At 72.6% G+C, this 22,742-nt stretch carries 22 protein-coding genes; 11 read left to right on the top strand and 11 right to left on the bottom strand.

The window, feature by feature from the left end:
• Positions 1 to 10: 10 nt before the first annotated feature.
• From ACJOT3_RS01740 to ACJOT3_RS01730, 3 genes are all read right to left on the bottom strand, one after another.
• The gene (locus ACJOT3_RS01740) at positions 11 to 2,326 is read right to left on the bottom strand and encodes a polyribonucleotide nucleotidyltransferase (protein WP_406967999.1); all 2,316 of its coding nucleotides are present in this window, start codon (positions 2,324 to 2,326) and stop codon (positions 11 to 13) included.
• 300 nt (positions 2,327 to 2,626) lie between these two features.
• Positions 2,627 to 2,896: a 30S ribosomal protein S15 gene (gene rpsO / locus ACJOT3_RS01735; protein ID WP_406967997.1), complete on the bottom strand. Its 270-nt coding sequence runs from the start codon at positions 2,894 to 2,896 to the stop codon at positions 2,627 to 2,629.
• Between the two features lie 256 nt (positions 2,897 to 3,152).
• Positions 3,153 to 4,100 carry a bifunctional riboflavin kinase/FAD synthetase gene (locus ACJOT3_RS01730; protein WP_406967995.1) on the bottom strand — a complete coding sequence of 316 codons (948 nt, stop codon included), beginning with the start codon at positions 4,098 to 4,100 and terminating at the stop codon, positions 3,153 to 3,155.
• A gap of 441 nt (positions 4,101 to 4,541) precedes the next feature.
• Between ACJOT3_RS01730 and ACJOT3_RS01725 the strand changes: the two genes are divergently transcribed.
• The gene (locus ACJOT3_RS01725; protein ID WP_406967993.1) at positions 4,542 to 4,883 is read left to right on the top strand and encodes a hypothetical protein; all 342 of its coding nucleotides are present in this window, start codon (positions 4,542 to 4,544) and stop codon (positions 4,881 to 4,883) included.
• Positions 4,884 to 4,949: 66 nt separating this feature from the next.
• Positions 4,950 to 5,819, top strand: coding sequence for an alpha/beta fold hydrolase (locus ACJOT3_RS01720; protein ID WP_406967991.1), 870 nt, complete (start codon positions 4,950 to 4,952; stop codon positions 5,817 to 5,819).
• A 175-nt stretch (positions 5,820 to 5,994) separates the two neighbouring features.
• On the opposite strand, the gene truB is transcribed toward ACJOT3_RS01720, so the two are convergent.
• The 7 genes from truB to rimP all read right to left on the bottom strand — a co-directional run bounded on the left by truB (position 5,995) and on the right by rimP (position 13,007).
• Positions 5,995 to 6,882: a tRNA pseudouridine(55) synthase TruB gene (gene truB, locus ACJOT3_RS01715; RefSeq protein ID WP_406967989.1), complete on the bottom strand. Its 888-nt coding sequence runs from the start codon at positions 6,880 to 6,882 to the stop codon at positions 5,995 to 5,997.
• A 90-nt stretch (positions 6,883 to 6,972) separates the two neighbouring features.
• Entirely contained in the window at positions 6,973 to 7,419 is a 447-nt protein-coding gene (rbfA, locus tag ACJOT3_RS01710; protein WP_406967987.1) for a 30S ribosome-binding factor RbfA, read from the bottom strand.
• Between the two features lie 2 nt (positions 7,420 to 7,421).
• Positions 7,422 to 7,718 (bottom strand): DUF503 domain-containing protein, encoded by a 297-nt coding sequence (locus ACJOT3_RS01705; RefSeq protein ID WP_406967985.1) that lies wholly within the window; start codon positions 7,716 to 7,718, stop codon positions 7,422 to 7,424.
• A gap of 87 nt (positions 7,719 to 7,805) precedes the next feature.
• The gene (infB, locus tag ACJOT3_RS01700; protein ID WP_406967983.1) at positions 7,806 to 10,928 is read right to left on the bottom strand and encodes a translation initiation factor IF-2; all 3,123 of its coding nucleotides are present in this window, start codon (positions 10,926 to 10,928) and stop codon (positions 7,806 to 7,808) included.
• 212 nt (positions 10,929 to 11,140) lie between these two features.
• Positions 11,141 to 11,449 carry a YlxR family protein gene (locus ACJOT3_RS01695; RefSeq protein ID WP_406968073.1) on the bottom strand — a complete coding sequence of 103 codons (309 nt, stop codon included), beginning with the start codon at positions 11,447 to 11,449 and terminating at the stop codon, positions 11,141 to 11,143.
• A 28-nt stretch (positions 11,450 to 11,477) separates the two neighbouring features.
• The gene (gene nusA, locus ACJOT3_RS01690) at positions 11,478 to 12,500 is read right to left on the bottom strand and encodes a transcription termination factor NusA (protein ID WP_406967981.1); all 1,023 of its coding nucleotides are present in this window, start codon (positions 12,498 to 12,500) and stop codon (positions 11,478 to 11,480) included.
• A gap of 24 nt (positions 12,501 to 12,524) precedes the next feature.
• Positions 12,525 to 13,007: a ribosome maturation factor RimP gene (rimP, locus tag ACJOT3_RS01685; protein WP_406967979.1), complete on the bottom strand. Its 483-nt coding sequence runs from the start codon at positions 13,005 to 13,007 to the stop codon at positions 12,525 to 12,527.
• Positions 13,008 to 13,381: 374 nt separating this feature from the next.
• Here rimP and ACJOT3_RS01680 point away from each other — a divergent pair, with 374 nt between their 5' ends.
• On the top strand, positions 13,382 to 13,897 hold the full coding sequence (locus ACJOT3_RS01680; RefSeq protein ID WP_406967977.1) for a ferritin-like domain-containing protein: 516 nt from the start codon (positions 13,382 to 13,384) through the stop codon (positions 13,895 to 13,897).
• 43 nt (positions 13,898 to 13,940) lie between these two features.
• Complete coding sequence (locus ACJOT3_RS01675; protein ID WP_406967975.1) at positions 13,941 to 14,387, top strand: DUF4439 domain-containing protein; 447 nt, start codon at positions 13,941 to 13,943, stop codon at positions 14,385 to 14,387.
• An 83-nt stretch (positions 14,388 to 14,470) separates the two neighbouring features.
• Here ACJOT3_RS01675 and ACJOT3_RS01670 read toward each other — a convergent pair whose 3' ends face one another.
• The gene (locus ACJOT3_RS01670; protein ID WP_406968071.1) at positions 14,471 to 16,207 is read right to left on the bottom strand and encodes a proline--tRNA ligase; all 1,737 of its coding nucleotides are present in this window, start codon (positions 16,205 to 16,207) and stop codon (positions 14,471 to 14,473) included.
• 175 nt (positions 16,208 to 16,382) lie between these two features.
• Between ACJOT3_RS01670 and ACJOT3_RS01665 the strand changes: the two genes are divergently transcribed.
• From ACJOT3_RS01665 to ACJOT3_RS01635, 7 genes are all read left to right on the top strand, one after another.
• Positions 16,383 to 17,225, top strand: a complete 843-nt coding sequence (locus ACJOT3_RS01665; RefSeq protein WP_406967973.1) for a spermidine synthase — start codon at positions 16,383 to 16,385, stop codon at positions 17,223 to 17,225.
• A gap of 114 nt (positions 17,226 to 17,339) precedes the next feature.
• Positions 17,340 to 18,527, top strand: coding sequence for a sensor histidine kinase (locus tag ACJOT3_RS01660; protein ID WP_406967971.1), 1,188 nt, complete (start codon positions 17,340 to 17,342; stop codon positions 18,525 to 18,527).
• Positions 18,524 to 19,204, top strand: coding sequence for a response regulator (locus ACJOT3_RS01655; RefSeq protein ID WP_406967969.1), 681 nt, complete (start codon positions 18,524 to 18,526; stop codon positions 19,202 to 19,204). Before ACJOT3_RS01660 ends, ACJOT3_RS01655 begins: the two co-directional genes overlap by 4 nt.
• Before the next feature lie 147 nt (positions 19,205 to 19,351).
• Positions 19,352 to 20,614, top strand: a complete 1,263-nt coding sequence (locus ACJOT3_RS01650) for a cytochrome ubiquinol oxidase subunit I (RefSeq protein WP_406967967.1) — start codon at positions 19,352 to 19,354, stop codon at positions 20,612 to 20,614.
• Between the two features lie 13 nt (positions 20,615 to 20,627).
• Positions 20,628 to 21,554, top strand: coding sequence for a cytochrome d ubiquinol oxidase subunit II (locus tag ACJOT3_RS01645; RefSeq protein ID WP_406967965.1), 927 nt, complete (start codon positions 20,628 to 20,630; stop codon positions 21,552 to 21,554).
• Positions 21,555 to 21,911: 357 nt separating this feature from the next.
• Positions 21,912 to 22,328 (top strand): transposase, encoded by a 417-nt coding sequence (locus ACJOT3_RS01640; RefSeq protein WP_406967963.1) that lies wholly within the window; start codon positions 21,912 to 21,914, stop codon positions 22,326 to 22,328.
• Positions 22,325 to 22,742 (top strand): transposase (locus ACJOT3_RS01635; protein WP_406968069.1); only part of this gene is annotated, 418 nt, incomplete at its 3' end. The genes ACJOT3_RS01640 and ACJOT3_RS01635, both read left to right, overlap by 4 nt.

The following is a 22,742-nucleotide window of genomic DNA, read 5'->3' as shown; positions in this document are numbered from 1 at the left end:
TCAGAACGGATCAGGTGTTCTCGGAGCGGCTGCTCGAACGGCGGCGACGCCGGCGCGGGGCGCCCTCGCCGTTGTCGCCGTCCTTCTCCTCGGCCTCGGCCGGGGCGTCGCCGTCCTCGACGGCGGCCGGAGCGGCCGGGGCCGCCGGGGCGGACTCCGCCTCGACGACCTCGACCGGCACCAGGGACAGCTTGCCGCGGTCGTCGATCTCGCGGATCTCGACCTGGATCTTCTCACCGATGCTGATCACGTCGTCGAGGTTCTCGATCCGCTTGCCGCCGTGCAGCTTGCGGATCTGCGAGATGTGCAGCAGGCCGTCCTTGCCGGGCAGCAGCGACACGAACGCGCCGAACGTCGTGGTCTTGACGACGGTGCCCAGGTAGCGGTCGCCGACCTCGGGCATCGTCGGGTTGGCGATCTGGTTGATCGTGTCGCGGGCGGCCTCGGCCGAGGGGCCGTCGGTGGCACCGATGTAGATGGTGCCGTCGTCCTCGATCGTGATCTCGGCGCCGGTCTCGTCCTGGATCGAGTTGATCATCTTGCCCTTGGGGCCGATGACCTCGCCGATCTTGTCGACGGGGACCTTGACGGTCAGGATGCGCGGAGCGTTCGGGCTCATCTCGGCCGGACGCTCGATGGCCTCCTGCATGACGTCGAGGATCGCCAGGCGGGCGCCGCGGGCCTGCTGGAGCGCGAGCGCCAGCTGCTCGGCGGGGATGCCGTCGAGCTTGGTGTCGAGCTGTAGGGCCGTGATGAGCTCACGGGTGCCGGCGACCTTGAAGTCCATGTCGCCGAACGCGTCCTCGGCGCCGAGGATGTCGGTGAGGGTGACGAACTCGTCGCCCTCACTGATCAGGCCCATGGCGATGCCGGACACCATCTCCTTGAGCGGCACGCCGGCCGACAGCAGGGCCATGGTGGACGCGCAGACCGAGCCCATCGAGGTGGAGCCGTTGGAGCCCAGCGCCTCGGAGACCTGGCGGATGGCGTACGGGAACTCCTCGCGCGAGGGCAGGACCGGGATCAGGGCGCGCTCGGCGAGGGCGCCGTGCCCGATCTCGCGCCGCTTGGGCGAGCCCACCCGGCCGGTCTCACCGGTGGAGTAGGGCGGGAAGTTGTAGTTGTGCATGTAGCGCTTGGTCTTCTCGGGGTTGAGAGTGTCGACCATCTGCTCCATACGCAGCATGTTCAGGGTGGTGACGCCCAGGATCTGGGTCTCACCGCGCTCGAAGAGCGCCGAGCCGTGCACCCGCGGCAGCACGCCGACGTCGGCGGACAGCGGACGGATGTCCTTGGGGCCGCGGCCGTCGATGCGGACCTTGTCGCGCAGGACGCGCTCGCGCATCAGGTTCTTGGTGAGCGAGCGGAAGGCGGCGGAGATCTCCTTCTCGCGCCCCTCGAAGGCCTCGGCGACCTTCTCGGCGGCGGAGGCCTTGACCTTGTCCAGCTCGGCCTCGCGGTCCTGCTTGTCCGCGATGGTCAGCGCCTTGGCCAGCTCCTCGCGCACGGCGGCCTCGACGGCGGCGTACGCGTCGTCCTCGTAGTCGAGGAAGATCGGGAACTCGCCCTCCTCGCGGCTGGTCTGCTCCGCGACGGCCTGCTGGGCGCGGACCAGGACCTTGATGAAGGGCTTGGCGGCCTCCAGGCCCTCGGCCACCGTCTGCTCGTTGGGGCCGACGGCGCCCTCGGCGACCAGCTTGATGGTGTTCACCGTGGACTCGGCCTCGACCATCATGATCGCGACGTCGCCGTCCTCCAGGACGCGACCGGCGACCACCATGTCGAAGGTGGCGTTCTCCAGCTCCGAGTGCGTCGGGAAGCCGACCCACTGGCCGTCGATCAGGGCGACGCGCACGCCGCCGAGAGGACCGGAGAAGGGCAGCCCGGCGATCTGGGTGGACATCGAGGCGGCGTTGATGGCCACGACGTCGTACAGGTGGTCCGGGTGCAGGGCCAGGATCGTCTCGACGATCTGGATCTCGTTGCGCAGGCCCTTCTTGAACGACGGGCGCAGCGGCCGGTCGATCAGGCGGCAGGTGAGGATGGCGTCCTCGGAGGGACGGCCCTCGCGCCGGAAGAACGAGCCGGGGATGCGGCCGGCCGCGTACATGCGCTCCTCGACGTCCACCGTCAGCGGGAAGAAGTCGAGGTTGTCCTTGGGACGCTTCGAGGCGGTGGTGGCGGACAGCACGACGGTCTCGTCGTCCAGGTACACCGTCGCCGAACCGGCGGCCTGGCGGGCCAGGCGACCGGTCTCGAAGCGGATGGTACGGGTGCCGAACTTGCCGTTGTCGATGACGGCTTCGGCAGAGTAAACGCCCTCCATGGGCGACCTCCTACTACACGTGTTCGCGTTGGAATGCGCCGGACCGTCGGTCCGGCGCGTGTGTTCGTTCCCCGCGTCCGTGCCCCGGAGTTGATGACGGCCGGTCATCGATCGAAGCCCACGGGGTCCCACCAGGGGACCTTCCGGAGGCCACTACCGAGGACCGGCCTCGACTCTGCGGCCGAGGGAGTGTGGGCGCGGGTGGTCTCTGTTCAGTTGAGGTGCGGGTGCGACGGTGACCGCCGACACGTACACCCTACTAAGAAAGAGGGAGCGGCCGAAGCCGCTCCCTCCGGCGTCCTAGCGGCGCAGGCCCAGGCGCTCGATCAGCGCGCGGTAGCGGGTGATGTCCTGCTTGGCGATGTACTTGAGGAGACGGCGGCGACGGCCGACCATCAGGAGCAGGCCGCGACGGCTGTGGTGGTCGTGCTTGTGGTCCTTGAGGTGCTCGGTGAGCTCGGTGATGCGGTGCGTCAGCAGCGCGACCTGGACCTCGGGGGAGCCGGTGTCACCCTCGCCGGTGGCGTACTCGGCGATGATCTTCTCTTTGGTGGCGGCGTCGATCGACACGTCGTTCCTTTTCTCAATGATGCGGTACGCAGGGCGAACCCGGTCCGGAAGGGGCCGGGGTCAGACGCGGTGACCACGCGTACGAACAGTCACCGTCGGGTGTGCCGCGCGGCTCCCGCCGACGGCGGGAGGACATCGCGCTCCCCCTCGGGCCACGGAACCGTGACCTCGTGCGGGGCACACGTGGACGACTCCACCCTACCGCAAACACGAAGCGCTCGGGCGTGCACGCAGGGTGGGGGCGGTCTCCCCGGGTTCAGGAGAGGCCCAGGACCACCCGGCAGCGCTCGACGTCGCGGTGCATGGCGACGATGAGGTCGTCGATGCTGTCGAACCGCTCCTGGCCGCGGATGCGCGCGGTGAAGTCCACGGTCATCCGCACCCCGTACAGCTCCAGGTCGTCGCGGTCCAGGGCGTAGGACTCCACGGTCCGCTCGGCGCCGTCGAACGTGGGGTTGGTGCCCACCGAGATCGCCGCGGGCCAGCGCGACTCACCGCCCGGGACCGGCTCGGCCCGGTTCAGCCAGCCCGCGTACACGCCGTCGCCCGGGACCGCTGTGTGCGGCGGCAGGTCCATGTTGGCGGTGGGGAAGCCCAGCAGCTCGCGCCCGCGCGCCGCGCCGTGCACGATCTCGCCCTCGACCCGGTGCGGGCGGCCCAGCAGCTCGGCGGCCGCGGCGACGTCCCCGTCGACCAGCAGGCCGCGCACCCGGGTGGAGGTGATGGCCTCCCCGTCGGCGACCAGGGCGACCCCGTCCACCGTGAACCCGGACTCGCCGCCCAGCCTGGCCAGCTCGGCCACGTCGCCGGCCGCGCGGTGCCCGAACCGGAAGTCCTCGCCGACCACCACGGCCGCGGCGTGCAGCCGGTCGACCAGCAGGGCGCGCACGAACTCCTCGGGGGTGCGCGCCGACAGGTCCTTGGTGAACGGCATGACGCACACGGCGTCCGCCCCGTGCTCGCCGAGCAGCCCGATCCGCCGCTCCACCGGCGTGAGCACCGGCGGGGTCACCCCGCGCAGCACCGCCTCGGGGTGCGGGTCGAAGGTCACCACGACCACCGGCAGGTCCAGCTCCCGGCCCCGTTCGACCGCGGTCGCCAGGAGGGCCTGGTGTCCCCGGTGCACGCCGTCGAAGACACCGACGGCCACCACGGACCGCCCCCATCCGGAGGGAACACCCTCCGGCCCGTCCCATCGCCGCACGTCCGACTCCCCTTCGTCACGGGCCTGCCGGAGGGCCCTTCGGCCCTCCCGCCCCAAGCCTGCCACGTCCCCGGCCCACCCGCCGACACGAACCCCCTGTGGCCCGCCCCACGCCACCCTCGACAACCGTCACGCAAAGTATTACGATGTACTACGTTACTCGGTGTGAAACTGTGGATCCACTGGACCGAGCGCAGCGAAGCGCACATCGCCCGCCACGACGTCAAGCCCTACGAGGTGGAGGAGACCGCCGAGGCCCCTTACCTCACCTTCCCCCGGGCGGGAGGGATGCACGATCCTCCTCGGCAGAACTCACGCCGGACGGCACCTGACCGTCATCATGGTCGAGGCGACCGACGAGCACTGTTCCTGGTACATCGTGACCGCCCGGGACATGACCCGGGCGGAGCGCCGACGATTCGAACGAAAGCGCGGCTGAGAATGGACGACAAGAGACTGGAAGAACTGGCCGATCACTACGACACCCACGACGTGGCCGACGAACTGGGCGAGGCCACCGAACATCCGCCGGTCGCCCGCGACGACGTCATGATCGTGTCCTCGATCCGGCTGCCCAAGGCCACCATGGACCGGGTCAGGGAGGCCGCCCGCCAGGAAGGCGTCAAGCCCACGGCGCTCATGCGGCGGTGGATCGAACGGCAGCTCGACCTGACCGAGCGGATCGCCGCCGAGCGGGGGTCCGCGCAGGAGGAGCACCTGGCGCTGCTGCTCCGGCAGGCCGTGCGGCAGGAGCTCCAGGACGCCGGACTGCGCGGCGCGTGAGGGCCGGGGTCCGCCGTGGGGAGAAGGGGGTCGACAACGGAGGGTGCGGGTCGTTAGCGTGCCCGGATGCCGATGATCGACACGGGTTCGACCCGACTCGCCTATGACGAGGCCGGCGACGGGCCGGCCGTGGTGCTGCTGCACGCGGGGGCGGCCGACCGGCGCATGTGGGACCACCAGTTCGCGGCGCTGGCCGCCGACCACCGGGTGGTGCGCTACGACCGGCGCGGGGTCGGCGGGTCCGCCGACCACGAGGGACCGGTGGAGCACCACCGGGACCTGCTCGACCTCATGGACGCCCTGGACATCGACCGGGCCACTCTGGTGGGCGCGTCGTACGGCGGCGCGCACGCCGTGGACGCCGCGCTGGCCGCGCCCGACCGGGTCGGGGCGCTGGCGCTGGTCTGCCCCGGGATGTCCGGGCACCGGTGGCCGCCGTCGTTCGCGGACGCCGCGGCCGCCGCCGTGGGCACCGCCGTCCCGGCCGAGAACCTGGCCCGGTACCGGGCCGGGAACGCCGAGCCCGACCCCGCGGACGTGGCCGCGATGGCCCAGGCACAGGCCCGGTTCATGGTGGCGGGCCCCGGCCGCGCCCCCGAGGACCTCGCGCCGGAGGCCTGGGACCTGAGCCTGCTGATGCTGCGCGAGCTGTTCGCCCGGATGTGGTCCTCCCCCGCCAACACGCCGCGGTGGATCGACCCGCCCGCCAACGGGCGGCTGGCCGAGGTCGCCGTCCCCACCCTGGTCGTCAAGGGCCTGTCCGACGTGCGCGAGATCCAGGAGGTCGCCGACCTGTACACCGCCGGGGTCCCCGGCGCCCGGCTGCTGGAGCTGCCCGACACCGGGCACCTGCCGTCGGTGGAGCGCCCCGCCGAGCTCACCGCCGCCCTGGCGGGGTTCCTGAGCGAGGCGCCGGCGGGGTTCTGGAGGCCCTGAAGGAGACATCCGAGGAACAAGGATGTCGACGTAGGGCCGCTGCGTTCCCTCGAACCCATTCCCGCCTTCTAAGGGCGCCGAGCACGAAAAAGAACAAGACTGTCGGCCGTAGGCCGTCCGTTGAGGGTGGCGGAGGGCGACGGGCGGGCGAAGCGGGGGTTCAAAGAGGCACGGGCTAGGCGGGTTCGAAGACCACCAGGGGCTTCATGTGGTCGCGGCGGTTCTCCGCCAGGGCGATCACCCGGCCCTCGGGGTCGAACAGCCCGATGGGCCCGCGCCCCTGGTCGGTGGGGTCGATCCGGTTGCCGTGCCGCACCCGCCGGGTCTCCTCCTCGGTGAGGGCGCGCGAGGGGAAGGCCGCGGCGACCGCCTCGGCGAGCGGGACCTGCGTGAACTCCTTCGCCAGCTGGTCCAGGGTGCGCGCCTGCGCCAGGTCGTAGGGGCCCACCCGGGTGCGGCGCAGCGCCGTCAGGTGGCCGCCGGTGCCCAGGGCCGTGCCGATGTCGCGGGCCAGCGACCGGATGTAGGTGCCGCTGGAGCAGACGATGGAGGCGTCCACGTCCACGAACGTCCCCGTCCCGTCGGCGACCCGGCGGATGTCGGTGACCTCGAACGCGGCGACGGTGACCGGCCGCGCCTTCAGCTCGACCTCTTTGCCCTCCCGCGCCGACTTGTAGGCCCGCTTGCCGTCCACCTTGATCGCGCTGACCTGCGGCGGAACCTGCATGATCTCCCCGGTGAGCGCCCGCACCGCCGCGTGGACGTCCTCGTCGGACACCCCGGAGGCGTCCACCCGCTCCCCCGGCTCGCCCTCGGCGTCGTCGGTGTTGGTGGTGAGCCCCAGCCGGAGGGTGGCGTCGTACGCCTTCTCCGTCAGGGTGAGGTGCCCCAGGAGTTTGGTGCCCTTCTCGATCCCCAGCACCAGCACCCCGGTGGCCATCGGGTCCAGGGTGCCCGCGTGCCCGACCCGGCGCGTCCGGGCCAGCCCGCGGGTCTTGGCGACCACGTCGTGCGAGGTCCAGTCGGCGGGTTTGTCGATCACCACGACGCCGCTCTCGGCCATCGGTCTCCTCGGGAAGAAGGGGGCGGGAAAGGGGAAAGGGCGGCGCACACCGTCGCCGCCCTTCTCGTTCGGTACAGCCGGACGGGAGGGCTAGTCCTCGTCCTCGTCGTCCTCGATCTCGCGCGGCGCCTTGTACGGGTCGGCCTCGCCCGCCGGGCTGGCGCCGGTGGCCCGCTCGGCGACCTCGGCGTCCGACTGCCGCGCCTTGACCAGCAGCTCTTCGATGTGCTGGGCGTTCTCCTGCACCTCGTCGATCACGAAGGTCAGGCTCGGCGTGTGGCGGATCCCGGTCTGCTTGCCGACCTCGCTGCGGATGAGCCCCTTGGCGCTCTCCAGCGCGGCGGCGGAGGCGGCCCGGTCCTCGGCGCTGCCGAACACCGTGTAGTACACCGTGGCGTCCCGCAGGTCCGCGGTGATACGCGCGTCGGTCACGGTGACGAATCCCAGGCGCGGGTCCTTGATCCGCCGGTCCAGCATCTCGGCGACGATGCGCTGGATGCGGTCGGCGATCTTGCGCGCGCGTGCTGCGTCGACCATCGTCAGTCTTCCTCTTCGTTGAAGAGCCGCTGCCTGGCGGACAGCAGCTCCAGTTCGGGACGTCCCGCGACGAAGTGTTCGCAGGTGTCCATCTGGTCCCGGGCGTGGGCCGCGGTGGGGGCGACGACCGCCACACCGATCTTGGCGCGACGGTACAGGTCGTGTTCTCCCACCTCGGAGACCGACACCGAGAACTTGCGGCGCAGCTCGGCGATGACCGGCCGCACCAGCGAACGCTTCTGTTTGAGCGAGTGGACGTCACCGAGAAGGACGTCCAGGGTCAGCGCCCCAACGTACAAGTGATCACCTGTGGTGTTGTGAACCGTCAAAGGCGGGGCCCCGGACAGCTCGTGTCCGGGGCCCCGGTGGATCAGGCCTCGCGACGACTAGTCGCGGGGCTTCTCCTGCATCTCGTACGTCTCGATGACGTCCTCGATGCGGATGTCGTTGTAGCCGACACCGATACCGCACTCGAAGCCCTCGCGGACCTCGGTCGCGTCGTCCTTGAACCGGCGGAGCGAGTCCACCGTGAGGTTCTCGGAGATGACGACGCCGTCGCGGATGAGCCGCGCCTTGGCGTTGCGGCGGATGATGCCGTCTCGGACGATCGAACCGGCGATGTTGCCGATCCGGGGCACCTTGAAGACCTCGCGGATCTCGGCCGAACCGAGCTTGACCTCCTCGTAGATGGGCTTGAGGAGACCCTTGACGGCGGCTTCGACCTCGTCGATGGCCTGGTAGATGACCGAGTAGTAGCGGATGTCGACGCCCATGCGGTCGGCGAGCTCGCTGTTCTTGCCCTCGGGCCGAACGTTGAAGCCGATGATGATGGCGTCGGCGGAGGCCGCCAGGTTGATGTCGTTCTGCGTGATCGCACCGACACCGCGCCCGATGACCCGGATGCTCACCTCGTCGCCACCGGCGTCGATCTTGAGCAGCGACTCCTCCAGGGCCTCGACCGAACCGGACATGTCGCCCTTGATGAGCAGGAGCAGCTCGGAGCGCTCCCCCTCCTCCAGGGTCTTCTGCCAGTTGTCGAGGGTGACCCGGCGGGCCGAACGCGCCTGCTGGGCGAAGCGCTCGCGCGCCTCGCGCTGCTGGGCGATCTGGCGGGCGACCCGGTCGTCCTTGACGACCAGGAAGCTGTCGCCGGCGCTGGGAACGTTGGTCAGACCCAGCACCTGCACCGGACGGGACGGCTCGGCGCTCTGCACGTTGTTGCCGTGCTCGTCGAGCATGGCGCGAACGCGACCGTAGGCGTCGCCGCAGACGATCGAGTCACCGACGTTGAGCGTGCCGCGCTGGACCAGCACCGTGGCCGTGGAGCCGCGGCCGCGGTCCAGGTAGGCCTCGATGGCCAGACCCTGCGCGTCCATGTCCGGGTTGGCCTGGAGGTCCAGGGCCGCGTCGGACGTCAGCACGATCGACTCCAGCAGGGAGTCGATGTTGGTGCCGCGGAGCGCGGAGATGTCCACGAACTGGACGTCGCCGCCGTACTCCTCGGCCACCAGGCCGTACTCGGTGAGCTGCGCGCGGACCCGCTGCGGGTCGGCGCCCTCGACGTCGATCTTGTTGACCGCCACCACGATCGGCACCTCGGCCGCCTTGGCGTGGTCGATGGCCTCGGCCGTCTGCGGCTTGACGCCGTCGTCGGCCGCGACCACCAGGACCGCGATGTCGGTGACCTTCGCACCGCGGGCACGCATGGCGGTGAACGCCTCGTGACCGGGGGTGTCGATGAAGGTGATCTTGCGCTCTTCGCCGTCCACCTCGGTGGAGACCTGGTAGGCACCGATGTGCTGGGTGATACCGCCGGCCTCGCCGCTGACGACGTTGGTCTTGCGGATGGTGTCCAGCAGTCGGGTCTTACCGTGGTCGACGTGACCCATGACGGTGACCACGGGCGGGCGGGGACGCAGGTCCTCTTCCGTGCCGTCGTCCTCGCCGAACTCGATGGAGTAGGACTCCAGCAGCTCGCGGTCCTCGTCCTCGGGGCTGACGACCTCGATGCGGTACTTGAGCTCCTCGCCCAGCAGCATCAGGGTCTCGTCCGGGAGGGACTGGGTCGCGGTGACCATCTCGCCCAGGTGCATCATCACCTGGACCAGCGACGCCGGGTTGACCTCGATCTTGTCGCCGAAGTCGGACAGCGAGGCACCGCGGGACAGGCGGATGACCTGGTTGTTGCCGCTCGGGATCTTGACGCCGCCGAAGGACGGGGCCTGGAGGTCGTTGAACTCCTGGCGCCGCTGCTTCTTGGACTTGCGGGCACGCCCGGGACGACCGCCCGGACGACCGAACGCACCGGCCGTACCGCCGCCGCGACCACGGCCGCCGCCACCGGGACGACCGCCGAAGCCGCCGCCGCCACCGGGACGACCGGCACCGGCACCGCCGCCACCGCCCGGACGCGGACCGCCGGCACCCGCGGGGGCGCCGCCGCGACCACGGCCACCGGGGCCGGGACGACCGGCACCGGCACCGCCGCGACCGCCGCCGCCGGCCGGGGCCGGACGGGACGAGGGCATGTTCATCGGGCTGGGGCGCGGACCGCCCGGACGCGGGGCGCCGCCGCCGGGACGGGGAGCGCCGGCCGCGCCACCGGGGCGCGGAACGCCGGCGGCACCGCCCGGACGCGGGGCGCGGTCGCCCTGCGGACCGGGGCGCGGGCCGGGACGGGGACCGCCCTGGCCGGGGCCGCCGGGACGCGGAGCGCCGCCACCGGGACGGGGAGCGCGCTGCTCGCCCTGCGGGCCCGGACGCGGACCGGGGCGGGGACCGCCCTGGCCGGCGGGGCCACCCGGACGCGGAGCGCCGCCGCCCGGACGCGGGGCCGGCTTGGCACCCATGCCCGAGGCGTTGGTCTGGAACGGGTTGTTACCGGGACGCGGACCGGCCGGGCGCGGGCCCGGACGGGGGTTGCGGCCCTCGGGACGCGGACCGCGGTCGCCGCGCTCGGGACGGTCGCCGCGCTGCGGACGCTCGCCGCGCTCACCGCGCTCGGGACGGTCGCCGCGCGGGGCGCCGCCTTCGGGACGGCCCTGCTGACCGGGGCGCGGAGCACCGCCGGGACGCTGGCCGGACTCGCCGCGCGGGGCCTTGGGGCCCGGCTTGGGACCGGCCGGACGCGCGGGCTCGCCCTGGAAGGACGGGGTCTGCGCGGCCGGGCTCGGGGCGGCCGGAGCCTGCGGCGCCTGCGACGCCGGAGCCTGGGCGGCGGGCGCCTGCGGGGCAGGCTTGGGAGCCGGACCCGGCTTGGGACCCGGCTTGGGCGCGGGCCCCGGCTTGGGGGCCGCGGACTCGGCGCGCGGGCCGGGCTTGGGGGCCCCGCCCTTCTTGCCGCCGTCACTTCCGTTGTTGAAAGCTTCCTGCAGGCGTCGCACGACGGGGGCCTCTATCGTCGAGGACGCCGAACGGACGAATTCGCCCATCTCGTTGAGCTTGGCCAGGACGGCCTTGCTCTCTACTCCGAACTCCTTGGCGAGTTCGTACACCCGGACCTTCGCCACTACTCTCCTTCAGCTTCGGTCCGGGACATGGGCTCGTGCCGGACCGTTGTTAGCTCGTACTCATCGCTGCGTACTCATCAGGCGCTCATCGCAATCTCGACCTGCTTCCTCATCGCTACACAACAATGGGCCGTACACAACACGCGCAGCGCACAGCACTGCGCGCCGACCTCGGTCACTACAACCCGGAGGCCGGCCCGGACATTCCAACCCTATCGGGACGGACTCGCCGGTGGGTCGTGCGGGGTGACGCCGATCAGCGCCTCCACACGTGAAACGTCCCACCCGTCGCCGCCCGGTCCCCTCCGAAAGGCGCGTGACCACACCCGCCTGCGCTCGGCCGCTTCGAAGCAGCGCCGATCGTCGTGCAGGTAGGCACCGCGCCCCGGACGTCGACCTCGAACGTCGGGGATGACGGCCGTGCCCTCGGCCACCATCCGAACGAGGTCGGATTGGACTGCCCGCGACCGGCACCCCACACACGTGCGCGTGGGACGGTCGGGACCGTCTCCCGCAACCATATCGCGTCGAGCCATGGCCGCGACCCGATTAACCGTCCGTCGCGGCGTCGCGACCGCCCGCACCGTTCCCGCCCTCGGCCTCTTCGCGGTCCTGCGGGGTCTCCGCGTCGGAGCGGATGTCGATGCGCCAACCGGTCAGACGGGCGGCCAGGCGGGCGTTCTGGCCCTCCTTGCCGATCGCCAGCGACTGCTGGTAGTCGGGGACGATCACCCGGGCCACCCGGGCGGCCATGTCGAGGATTTCCACGGAATTGACCCGCGCCGGGGACAACGCGTTGGCGACGAACGCCGCGGGGTCGTCGGAGTAGTCGACGATGTCGATCTTCTCCCCGTGCAGCTCCGCCATGACGTTGCGCACGCGGCTGCCCAGCGGGCCGATGCAGGCGCCCTTGGCGTTGACGCCGCCCCGGTTGGAGCGGACCGCCATCTTGGTGCGGTGGCCGGCCTCACGGGCGATCGCGGCGATCTCCACGGTGCCGTCGGCGATCTCGGGGACCTCCAGCTCGAAGAGCTTGCGCACCAGGTTGGGGTGGGTGCGCGACAGGGTCACCGAGGGGCCGCGGTGGCCCTTGCGGACCTGCACCACGTAGGCGCGCAGGCGCTCGCCGTGGGTGTAGGTCTCGGTGGGCACCTGCTCCTGCGGGGGCAGCACCGCCTCGATCCGGCCCAGGTCGACCTGGACGTTGCGGGGGTCCTTGCCCTGCTGGATGATGCCCGAGACGATGTCGTGCTCGCGCCCGGCGAACTCGCCCAGGGTCAGCTCGTCCTCGGCGTCGCGCAGACGCTGGAGGATGACCTGCTTGGCGGTGGAGGTCGCGATGCGGCCGAAGTTGGTGGGGGTGCCGTCGGACTCGCCGACGACCTCGCCCTCCTCATCCAGTTCGGCCACCCACACGATGACGTGCCCGGTGGAGCGGTCGAGCTCGACCCTGGCCTTCTTGTCGGGGCCCTCTTCGCGGTGGTACGCGATCAGCAGCGCGTCCTCGATCGCCCGGGCGACCAGCTCGACGGAGATGTCCTTCTCGCGTTCCAGGCTGCGCAGAACGCTCATGTCAATGTCCACGGGGCTCCCCCTCTAGTCCGCCGCGTCGGTGTCGGCGGCACGGCGGAATTCCACCTGCACCCTGCCCTTGCCGATCTCGGCGTAGGTGTAGGTGCGGGGACGACCCTCGACGTCCAGGGTGACGCCCTCGTCGTCGGCCCCGGTGACCCGGCCGGTGACCTCGCCGCCCTCGGTGAGGGCGGCCTGCACCAGGCGCCCGCGCGAGCGGCGCCAGTGCCTGGGCAGGGTCAGCGGGCGGTCCACCCCGGGGGAGGTGACCTCCAGGACGTAGGGCAGTTCGCCCATGACGTCGGAGGACTCCAGGGTCGTGTCGACCTCCTGGCTGACCTCACCGACGGTGTCCAGGTCCACCCCGTTCTCGGAGTCCACGACCACGCGCAGGACCCGGCGCTTGCCCGCCGGTGTCAGCTCGACGGCCTCCAGGTCCAGCCCGGCCGCGGCCAGGACGGGTTCCAGCAGCTCGGCGATGCGCTCTTCGCGCGCCTGCGCTCCCATGTGGTGTGCCCCTTCAAGGCGAGAATCCCGCCCGCGCGGCCGTCGGGCCGGTGTACGGGGCGGTCCAGCTCTGTACGTAAGTCTTCGACTGGTGGGTCCGTTCCCCGATGGGGACGCGAACCGGCCGCGCGTCGCGTACGACGGCGGTCGTGGTGCAAGGGTATCCACACCCGGACCCTTTCCAGGTCGCCGTCCGTGGCGGGGGCGCGTCGCCGTGTGCCCCGGCGGGCCCGCAGGCCCTGCCCCGCAAGGGGTGTGGACGGGGAGCGGTCCCGGCGCCGGGCGTGGAAAGATGGGAGTACGAGAGCGGGAGCCGGGTGCGTCCGGTGCCGAGGGCGGCACGGGGCGGGGTCCGGGGCACGGAGGGAGAGCGCGTGGGCGAGGTCGGGGTCAGCCGCCGTACGGTCCTGGGCGCGGTGGTGGCGGGCGCGGCGGTCGCCGGTACCGCCGGGCTGAGCGGGTGCGGCGGGGCCGACTGGTACCCGGCCGACGTGACCCCCGACGAGCACGTGGTCCGTTCGCTGCTGTGGGAGAAGGAGCTGGTCACGGCCCGCTACGCCGCGGCGATCGAGACCGGGTCCGCCCCGGCCGACCTGCTGGAGCGGTTGCGCGCCCACCACCTGGAGCACGTGGACGCGCTGACGGCGGCGCTGCCCGAGGGCTCGGTGGCGGCGCCGGGGGCGCGGGAGGCCGCGGACCCCTCGGAGCGGCCGACGGACCCGGCCCCGGGCACCGCGCCCGACGCCGAGGGGCTGCGGGTGCTGGAGGCCTCGGCCGCGGCGGCCCGGATCGACCAGGCGGCGGCGGTGTCCGATCCCGGCCTGGCGCAGCTGATCAGCGGTATCGGTGCCTGCGAGGCCGTGCACGCCCACCTGCTGGCGCGCGCGTGACCGGCCGGGCGATGGACGGAGCGGTGGAAGGTGGCGATGGCCGGTGAGTGACGCGGACCTGTCCGTCGAGGCGGTCGACGACGGCCCCGAGGCGCTGGCCCTGGCCCTGGCGGCCGAGCACGCGGCGGTGTACGGGTACGAGTTCGCGGGCGGGGCCGGGGACGACCTCGACTACCGCACCCGGGCCAAGGAGGCGGCGCTGGTGCACAAGGCGCAGCGTGACGAACTGCACGCGCTGTCGGTGGCCGCGGGGGTGGAGCCGACGCCCGCGCTGGCGACGTACCCCCTGCCCGGGGAGCGCGACAACGCCTCCCTGGACGCCTTCCTGCTGGGGCTGGAGGAGGCGGCGGCCCGCGCCTACGCGTGGCTGTCGGCCGCCCGCGGCACCGACCTGCGCACCGCCGGCGCCCGCGGCCTCCAGGAGGCGGCGGTGCGGGTGGTGGAACGCGGCGGGGAGCCCGGCGCGCTGCCAGGGTTCGAGGGAGCCTAGGGGCGGATCCCGAACAGGAACAACGCGCGAACGGCCCCGCCCGGAGGATTCGATCTCCTCCGGGCGGGGCCGTCGTCGCGGGGTCAGCCGCGGCAGGCGGCCACGGTGCGCTCGACGATCGCGTCCAGGGCGACCTCCTCGCGCTCGCCGGTGGCGCGGTCGCGCAGCTCCACCACACCGTCGGCCAGGCCGCGGCCGATGATGACGGCGGTGGGCACGCCCAGCAGCTCGGCGTCGGTGAACTTCACGCCCGGCGAGACGCCCTTGCGGTCGTCCACCAGCACGCGCAGCCCGCGGGCCTCCAGCTCGCCGGCGACGCGCAGCGCCTCCTCGATCTGGTCGCCCTTGCCGGTGCCGATGACGTGCACGTCGGCCGGGGCGATCTCGCGCGGCCAGACGATGCCCTTGTCGTCGTGGGACTGCTCGACGACCGAGGCCACCACCCGGGAGACGCCGATGCCGTAGGAGCCCATGGTGATGCGCTTGGGCTTGCCGTCCGGGCCCAGGGCGTCGACCTGGAAGGCGTCGGCGTACTTGCGGCCCAGCTGGAAGATGTGGCCGATCTCGATGCCGCGCGCGGTGTACAGGGTGCCCCGCCCGTCCGGGGAGGGGTCGCCGTCGCGGACCTCGGCGACGTCGATGACGCCGTCCGGGGTGAAGTCGCGCCCGGCCACCAGGTCGATGACGTGGTGGTCGGCCCGGTCGGCGCCGGTCACCCAGGCGGTGCCGGTGACCACGCGCGGGTCGACCAGGTAGCGGACCTTGTTGTCGAGCAGCGCGCGGGGACCGATGTAGCCCTTGGCCAGGAACGGGTTGGCGGTGAAGTCCGCCTCGTCCAGCAGCGCCACCTCGGCGGGCTCCAGGGCGGCCTCCAGGCGCTTGAAGTCCACCTCGCGGTCGCCGGGCAGGCCGACGGCCAGCAGCTCCCACTCGTCCGAACCCGGCACACGGGTCTTGACCAGGACGTTCTTGAGGGTGTCGGCCTCGGTGAAGTCGCGGCCCAGGTCCAGCTCGTTGAGCAGGTCGACGAGGGTGCGGATGGTGGCGGTGTCCGGGGTGTGGTGGACCTTCGCCTCGGGCAGCCCCTCGACCGGCAGCGCGGCGGGGGCCGGGATGGTGACCGCCTCGACGTTGGCCGCGTAGTCCGACCCCGTGCTGCGCACGAAGGTGTCCTCGCCGGTGGGCGCGACCGCGAGGAACTCCTCGGAGGCCGAGCCGCCCATGGCACCGGAGGTGGCCTTGACGATGACGTACTCCAGGCCCAGCCGGTCGAAGATCCGGATGTAGGCGGCGCGGTGCTTGTCGTAGGACTCCTGGAGCCCCGCATCGTCGATGTCGAAGGAGTAGGAGTCCTTCATGTGGAACTCGCGGCCGCGCAGCACGCCCGCCCGGGGCCGGGCCTCGTCGCGGAACTTCTCCTGGATCTGGTACAGGATGACCGGGAAGTCCTTGTAGGAGGAGTACTCGCCCTTGACCAGGAGGGTGAAGACCTCCTCGTGGGTGGGGCCGAGCAGGTAGTCGGCGCCCTTGCGGTCCCGGAGGCGGAACAGGGTGTCGCCGTACTCCTCCCAGCGGCCGGTCGCCTCGTAGTACTCCTTGGGCAGCAGCGCGGGCAGCAGCAGCTCCTGGCCGCCCATAGCGTCCATCTCCTCGCGCACCACGCGGGCGACGTTCTCCAGGACGATCTTGCCCAGGGGCAGCCAGGAGTAGACGCCGGGGGCGGCGCGGCGCACATAGCCGCCGCGGACCAGCAGCTTGTGGCTCGGCACCTCGGCGTCCGCCGGGTCCTCACGCAGGGTGCGCAGGAACAGGGTCGACATCCGCAGTAGCACGGCCACTCCTCGGTGAACGCGCCCCGACGGGGCGCGGGTATCGGAACAACTCGAAAGAACAGGGGAACCCCAGGCTAGCGCCACCGGAGGGCGCGGCGCGCGGCGATTCCCCGACCTGTGGACGACTACGCTGGGTGCCGCATCGGAACGACGGGACGGGGACATGGGCGGACGCGGGACACGGGACGACGACGAGGTCATCGGGGCGCCGGGCATGGAGCTGCTGGCCGACGCCGACCGTTCCGAATCGTGGTTCCTGGTGGTGGGCGGCACCCCGCAGTCCCACGTGGACCTGTCGGACCCCGAGCACCTGGACTTCTCGTACGTGCGGCGGATCGCGCACGCCGCCGACCTGGTCGCCCCGGCCCGGGAGCCGGTCGACGCCCTGCACCTGGGCGCCGGCGCGCTCACCCTGGCCCGCTACATCGCGCACACCCGCCCGGGCTCGCGGCAGCGGGCGGTGGACGTGGACGCCCCGCTGGTGGACCTGGTGCGGCGGCGGCTGCCGTGGGACCGGCGGGCGCAGCTGCGGGTGGGCATCGGCGACGCCCGGGAGTGGATCTCGGCCCGGCACGACGCGAGCGCCGACCTCATCGTGTCCGACGTCTTCGCGGGGGCGCGTACCCCGGCCCGCCTGACGTCGGTGGAGTTCTACGCCGAGGCCGCCCGGGTGCTGCGCCCCGGCGGGCTGCTGGCGGTGAACGTGGGCGACGGCGGCGCGCTGGCGCACACCCGCGGCCAGGTCGCGACCGTCCGGGAGGTGCTGCCGCACGTGGCGCTGTCGGCGGAGCCGGGCGTGCTGCGCGGGCGCCGGTTCGGCAACCTGGTGCTGACCGCCTCCCACGGGCCGCTGCCGGAGGACGAGCTGTCCCGGCGCGCGCACCGCGACCCGGAGATGGCCCGGCTGCTCTCCGGCGGGGAGCTGGACCGGTTCGTGTCCGGCCGCGCCCCGGTGCGCGACGCCGACGCGGTCGACTCCCCCGCCCCGCCCGACGACGTCTTCTGACCGGTCGGGCCCCGGCGTCGGGCGCCCGCCTACTCCCCGGGGAGTAGGCGCGGGGCGCGATCGCCTCCCGAGGGGGGACGGAAACCCTTGCGCGCCCGCCGTACCGTCGAGGGTGTGACAGCACTACCGCGCCCCACGCGCACCGATGTATGGATCGCCCTGAGCCTGTTCGTCCTGTCGGCGGGGAGCACGCTCACGATCCAGCTGGTGGATCCGCGGCCCGACGTCACCGACCCGTGGCCGTGGGGGTACGCGGTCATCGCGGCCGCCGCGCTGCCGCTGCTGTGGCGCACCGCGTTCCCGCAGCCGGTGGCGCTGGTCTCGGTGACCGCCGCGACGGTCTACTACCCGCTGGGGTTCCCCGACGGCGTGGTCATGGCCTGTACCGCCGTGATGCTCTACACCCTGGTCCGGTGGGGGTACCGCACGTTCGGGTGGACGCTGGGAGCGGTGCAGTTCGCCGCGCTCAACGGATACGAGCTGGTGTTCAGCGGCGCGTTCCGGGCCGAGGCGCTCGGCATCATCGGCTGGGTGCTGGTCCTGCTGTGCGCGGGCGAGGTGATGCGCTGGCGGAGCGAGTACCAGAAGGCGGACCGGGAGCGGCGGGCCGAGGCCGACCGCACCCGGGAGGAGGAGCTGCTGCGGCGGGCCTCCGAGGAGCGGCTGCGGCTGGCGCGCGACGTCCACGACACGGTCGCGCACAACATCTCGCTCATCAACGTGCAGGCCGGCACCGCCCTGTACCTGATGGAGAACGAGCCGGAGCGGGCCTCCCAGGCGCTGGCGACCATCAAGCAGACCAGCAAGGACACCCTGGTGGAGCTGCGCGCCATCCTCGGTGTGCTGCGGGCGGCGGACGAGGGTGCCCCGCGCTCCCCCGTCGCCGGGGTCGACCGGATCGACGAGGTGGCCGAGGCCGCCCGCGGTGCCGGGATCGCGGTGGAGGTCAAGGTCACCGGCACCCCCGTGCGGCTGCCGGTGGGCACCGACTCCGCCGCCTACCGCACCGTGCAGGAGGCGCTGACCAACGTGGTGCGCCACGCGGAGGCGGACCGGGCGACGGTGCTGGTCGACTACCTCCCCGACGCGGTGGTCGTGGAGGTGGCCGACGACGGGCGGGGCACGCTGGGCGTGCCCGCCGCGGGCAACGGGATCACCGGTATGCGCGAGCGGGCCGCCCTGGTCGGCGGCACGGTGGACGCGGGCCCGCGGGAGGGTGGAGGATTCCGGGTGCGGGCCCGGCTGCCGATCGCGGGTTCGGACGAATCACGGGTTCCGGCGAACGAACGGGGTGAACGTTGATCCGCGTACTGCTGGCCGACGACCAGGCGCTGGTGCGGGCCGGTTTCCGCGCCCTGCTGGACAGCGCGGACGACATCCAGGTGGTGGCCGAGGCCGCCGACGGCGAGGAGGCGGTGCGGCTGGCCCGCGCCGAACGCCCCGACGTGGTCCTCATGGACATCCGCATGCCCGGGGTGGACGGCCTGGCCGCGGCCGCGCGCATCATCGCCGAGCCCGCCCTGGCCGCGACCCGGATCGTCATCCTGACCACGTTCGACCTGGACGAGTACATCTTCGAGGCGCTGCGGTCGGGGGTGAGCGGGTTCCTGGTCAAGGACACCGAGCCGCGCGACCTGCTCCAGGCCGTGCGGGTGGTGCACGGGGGCGAGGCGCTGCTGTCGCCCGGGATCACCCGGCGGCTGATCTCCGACTACACCAGCCGTCCGCGCGCGAACCCCGAGCCCGCGCCGCTGCTGAACGGCCTCACCGACCGGGAGCGGGAGGTCGTGGCGCTGGTGGGCCGGGGCCTGTCCAACGAGGAGATCGCCGGAGAGCTGGTGCTCAGCCCCGCCACCGCCAAGACGCACGTCAGCCGCGCCATGGTCAAGCTGGGCGTGCGCGACCGGGCGCAGCTGGTGGTGCTCGCCTACGAGTCGGCGCTGGTGACCCCGGGCTGGACCGGGGACCGCGCCCCCTAGGGGTTCCCCGTAGCCCTCGGGGAGTAGGGCCCGGGGGCCGGCTACCGCGGGGGGAGACGGGCGAAAGCCCTCCGGTGGACGATGCCGGGCGCCGGACCTTCGCCGGATGCTTCTCGTGATTCCCGACGACGATCACGAGGCCCTGCGATGTTCGACGATCCCCTCCTCCTGGCGCGGTTGCAGTTCGCGTTCACGGCGGCGACGCACTTCATGTTCGTGGCCCTGACCCTGGGCCTGGCCCCCTACATCCTCGTCGCCCAGCTGCGGGCGACCCTGTCCGGCGACCGGGCGCGGATGTCCGCGGTCCGCTTCTGGGGCGGGCTGTACCTGGTCAACTACGGCATGGGCGTGCTGTCCGGGCTGGTCATGGAGCTCCAGCTGGCGCTCAACTGGAGCGGCCTCCAGGAGATGTACGGCTACTCCTTCGGGGCGCCGCTGGCCCTGGAGACGATGACGGCGTTCTTCATCGAGTCCACGTTCCTGGGGCTGTGGATCTTCGGGTGGGACCGGATGGGCCGCTGGGCGCACCTGGGGTGCTTCGCGGTGGTGACCGCGACGGCGTACATGTCGGCCTGGTGGGTGCTGGTGTCCAACGGGTTCCTGCGCAACCCGGTGGGCTTCGAGATGGTGGACGGGGTCGCGCACCTGACCGACCCGGTGGCGCTGATGGCCAACCCGGCGGCGACGATGGCGTTCGGGCACATCGTGACCGGCGCCCTGCTGGTGGGCGCGGCGGTGATCATCGCGACCAGCGCCTACCACCTGCGGCGGGGGAACGACCCGCAGCGGATGTTCTCGCGCGGCATGGCCTACGGGGCGATCGTCATGTGCGTCCTGCCGATCCCGGTGGCGGGGTTCGGCGGGGTGCAGTTCCAGCTGTTCGGCCAGGACCCGCCGACCAGCGGCCAGACCTACACCGCGGCGGAGATCGAGGCCGTCGAGGCGGCCGCGGGCGGGATCGCCAAGTCCGTGGGCGGGGCCGCGGAGATCTTCATGGTGGTCATGTGGACCCTGATGTTCCTGCTGGGCCCGGTCCTGCTGCTGGGCTGCGTGGTGGCCTGGCTCGCCAGGGGCGCACGGCCGCTGCGGTGGGCGCTGTACCCGCTGGCCGCCGTGCCCTTCCCGCCCTACCTGGCGAGCATCGGCGGGTGGGTGTTCCGGGAGACCAACCGCCAGCCGTGGGCGGTCGTGCACCACCTGACCACCGCCGACGCGGTGACGCCGATGTCGCCGGCGGCCGCGGCGGTCTCCTTCGGACTGTTCACTCTGGCGTTCGCGCTGCTGGGCGGCACGACCTGGTGGCTGCTGGTGCGGTTCGCCCGGCGGGGCCCCGGGGGCGGCCCGCTGGCCGAACGCCGTGATGACGACCCCGATCCCGCGGAGTCCTCCGCCCCCGTCCCCACGTTCTGAACGGAGCCGTGCCATGTCGGACGTCCTGACCTCCCTGTCCTCTCTTCTGCTCGCCCTGTTCGTCGTCGGCTACCTGGTGCTGGCCGGGGCCGACGTGGGGCTGGGCATGCTGATGCCGCGCGTGGCGCGCGGCCCCGCCCAGCGGCGCCGGGTGGTGGCCGCGATCGCCCCCTACTTCCTGGCCACGGAGGTGTGGCTGGTGTCCCTGGTGGGGGTGCTGGCCGGGCTGTTCCCGTCGGTGGAGCACCACGTGGTGGCGCGGCTGTGGCCGGTGCTGGTGGTGCTGGCGGCCGGGCTGCTGGTGCGCGACGCGGGCCTGTGGCTGCGCTCGCGGGTGCCGGGCGCGGGGTGGGCGGCGCTGTGGGACGGCGCCGTCGTCGCGGGCAGCTGGGCGCTGGCCCTGTCCTGGGGCTGGATCCTGGCGTCGCTGATCGCCGGGGAGCCGGGGGTCTCCCTGTTCACGGTCGCGTGCGCGCTGACCGTGGCGCTGCTGTTCGCGCTGCGGGGCGCGGCCTTCGGGGCCGAGCGGCTGGTCGGCGAGGCCGACGCCGAGAGCGCGGACGTGGCCGCCCGGGACACCCGCCGGCTCGCCCTGGCCGCCCTGGCCGGGACCCTGGTCACCGGGGCGGCCGTCCCGCTGTCGGGCGCCGGGGTGGGCGCTGCGGCGCTGGTGCCGGCCGTGGTGCTGGCGGCCGCCCTGGCGGCGACCGCGGGCCTGTCCGGCCCGATGCTGTCGCGGCACACCTCTGCGGTGGCGATCGCCGTGCCGGGCGTGCTGGTGGCGGTGGCGGGCGACCTGCCGGTGTCCCCCGTTCCGGACACGACCGCGGTGCTGGTCTGGTCGGTGCTGGCCCCCGCAATTCCGGTCATGCTCATCGGCCAGGTTTGGCTCTACCGAATGACGCGTCGACCGAGCCGTTCCGCGGGTTTCTTCGCCTGAGTCCGACCCCCTCAGGCCGGTGGGGTCGGCCCCCGCGGCCCGCGGGCGTGTCGGTCAGGATTCGTCAAGGACCCCGTCTCGGATTGGAAAAGCCCGGCCCCGGGCACGTCATCTGTCGGGAACCGCGCCGCCCGGGCGCGGTGGACCGGACTTCGGACCGATCCGAGGAGGGAACATGACCCACCCCTTGACCACTCCCCCGAGCGCCTGCGGTTGCGGTTCGGGCTGTGGCTGCGGCTGCCAGAACGGCGGCTCGTGCGCCTGCGGCGGCAACTGCCACTAGGGCCTGTTCTGGGTTTTGATCACGGTTCGGGCACTCGCCCCCCGGGCGAGGGCCCGAACCGGTAAACCAGACCCATGGCACGCGGCGACCTCACCGACGACGAATGGGACCTGATCGGACCGCACCTGCCCCTGGGCACCCGCGGACCCATCCCCGACCTGCGCAGCTACTTCAACGCCATCATGTGGCGGTTCCGCACCGGCGCACCCTGGCGCGACGTTCCCGAACGCTACGGCTCCTGGTCCACCATCTACGACCGGTTCCGCCTATGGGCCTCCACCGGCCTGTTCCAACACCTCATGGACGAGATGACCGCCCACGCCGCCGCCCGCGGCGACGTCGACCTGGACCTGGTCGGCGTGGACTCCACCATCACCCGCGCCCACCACCACGCCGCGGGCATGCACGTGGACCCCGACCTACTGGACGACCTCGACAAGGCCCTGGCCGAGGAAAAGGGGATCCGAGAACAGAACGACACGACGTCATAGACCCCACCGCCCAGGAGACGGCCGGGACCGAGCGAGCACGGCGCCGTGCGCTGCGGCGCCGCCGCAGAGCACGGTGCAAGGCCGCCGACCTGGGCCGGTCCCGGGGCGGGCTGACCAGCAAGATCCACCTCGCGGCCGACAGGCGCTGCCGCCCGCTGTCGATCGTGCTCACCCCCGGCCAGGCCGCGGACAGCCCCCGCTTCATCCCGGTGATGGACAAGATCAGGGTCCGCGGCCCGGTGGGCCGCCCCCGGACCCGGCCCGGGGCGGCGGCCGGGGACAAGGCCTACTCCTCCCGCGCCAACCGCGCCTACCTGCGCAGGCGCGGCATCAAAGCGGTGATCCCGGAAAAGGCCGACCAGGCGGCCAACCGCAAGAGGAAGGGATCGGCCGGGGGCCGACCGGTCGGCCACG

It is taken from the genome of Nocardiopsis protaetiae, from assembly GCF_045446735.1.
Taxonomy (GTDB): domain Bacteria; phylum Actinomycetota; class Actinomycetes; order Streptosporangiales; family Streptosporangiaceae; genus Nocardiopsis; species Nocardiopsis protaetiae.
This window is presented reverse-complemented; position numbering and strand designations above follow the sequence as displayed.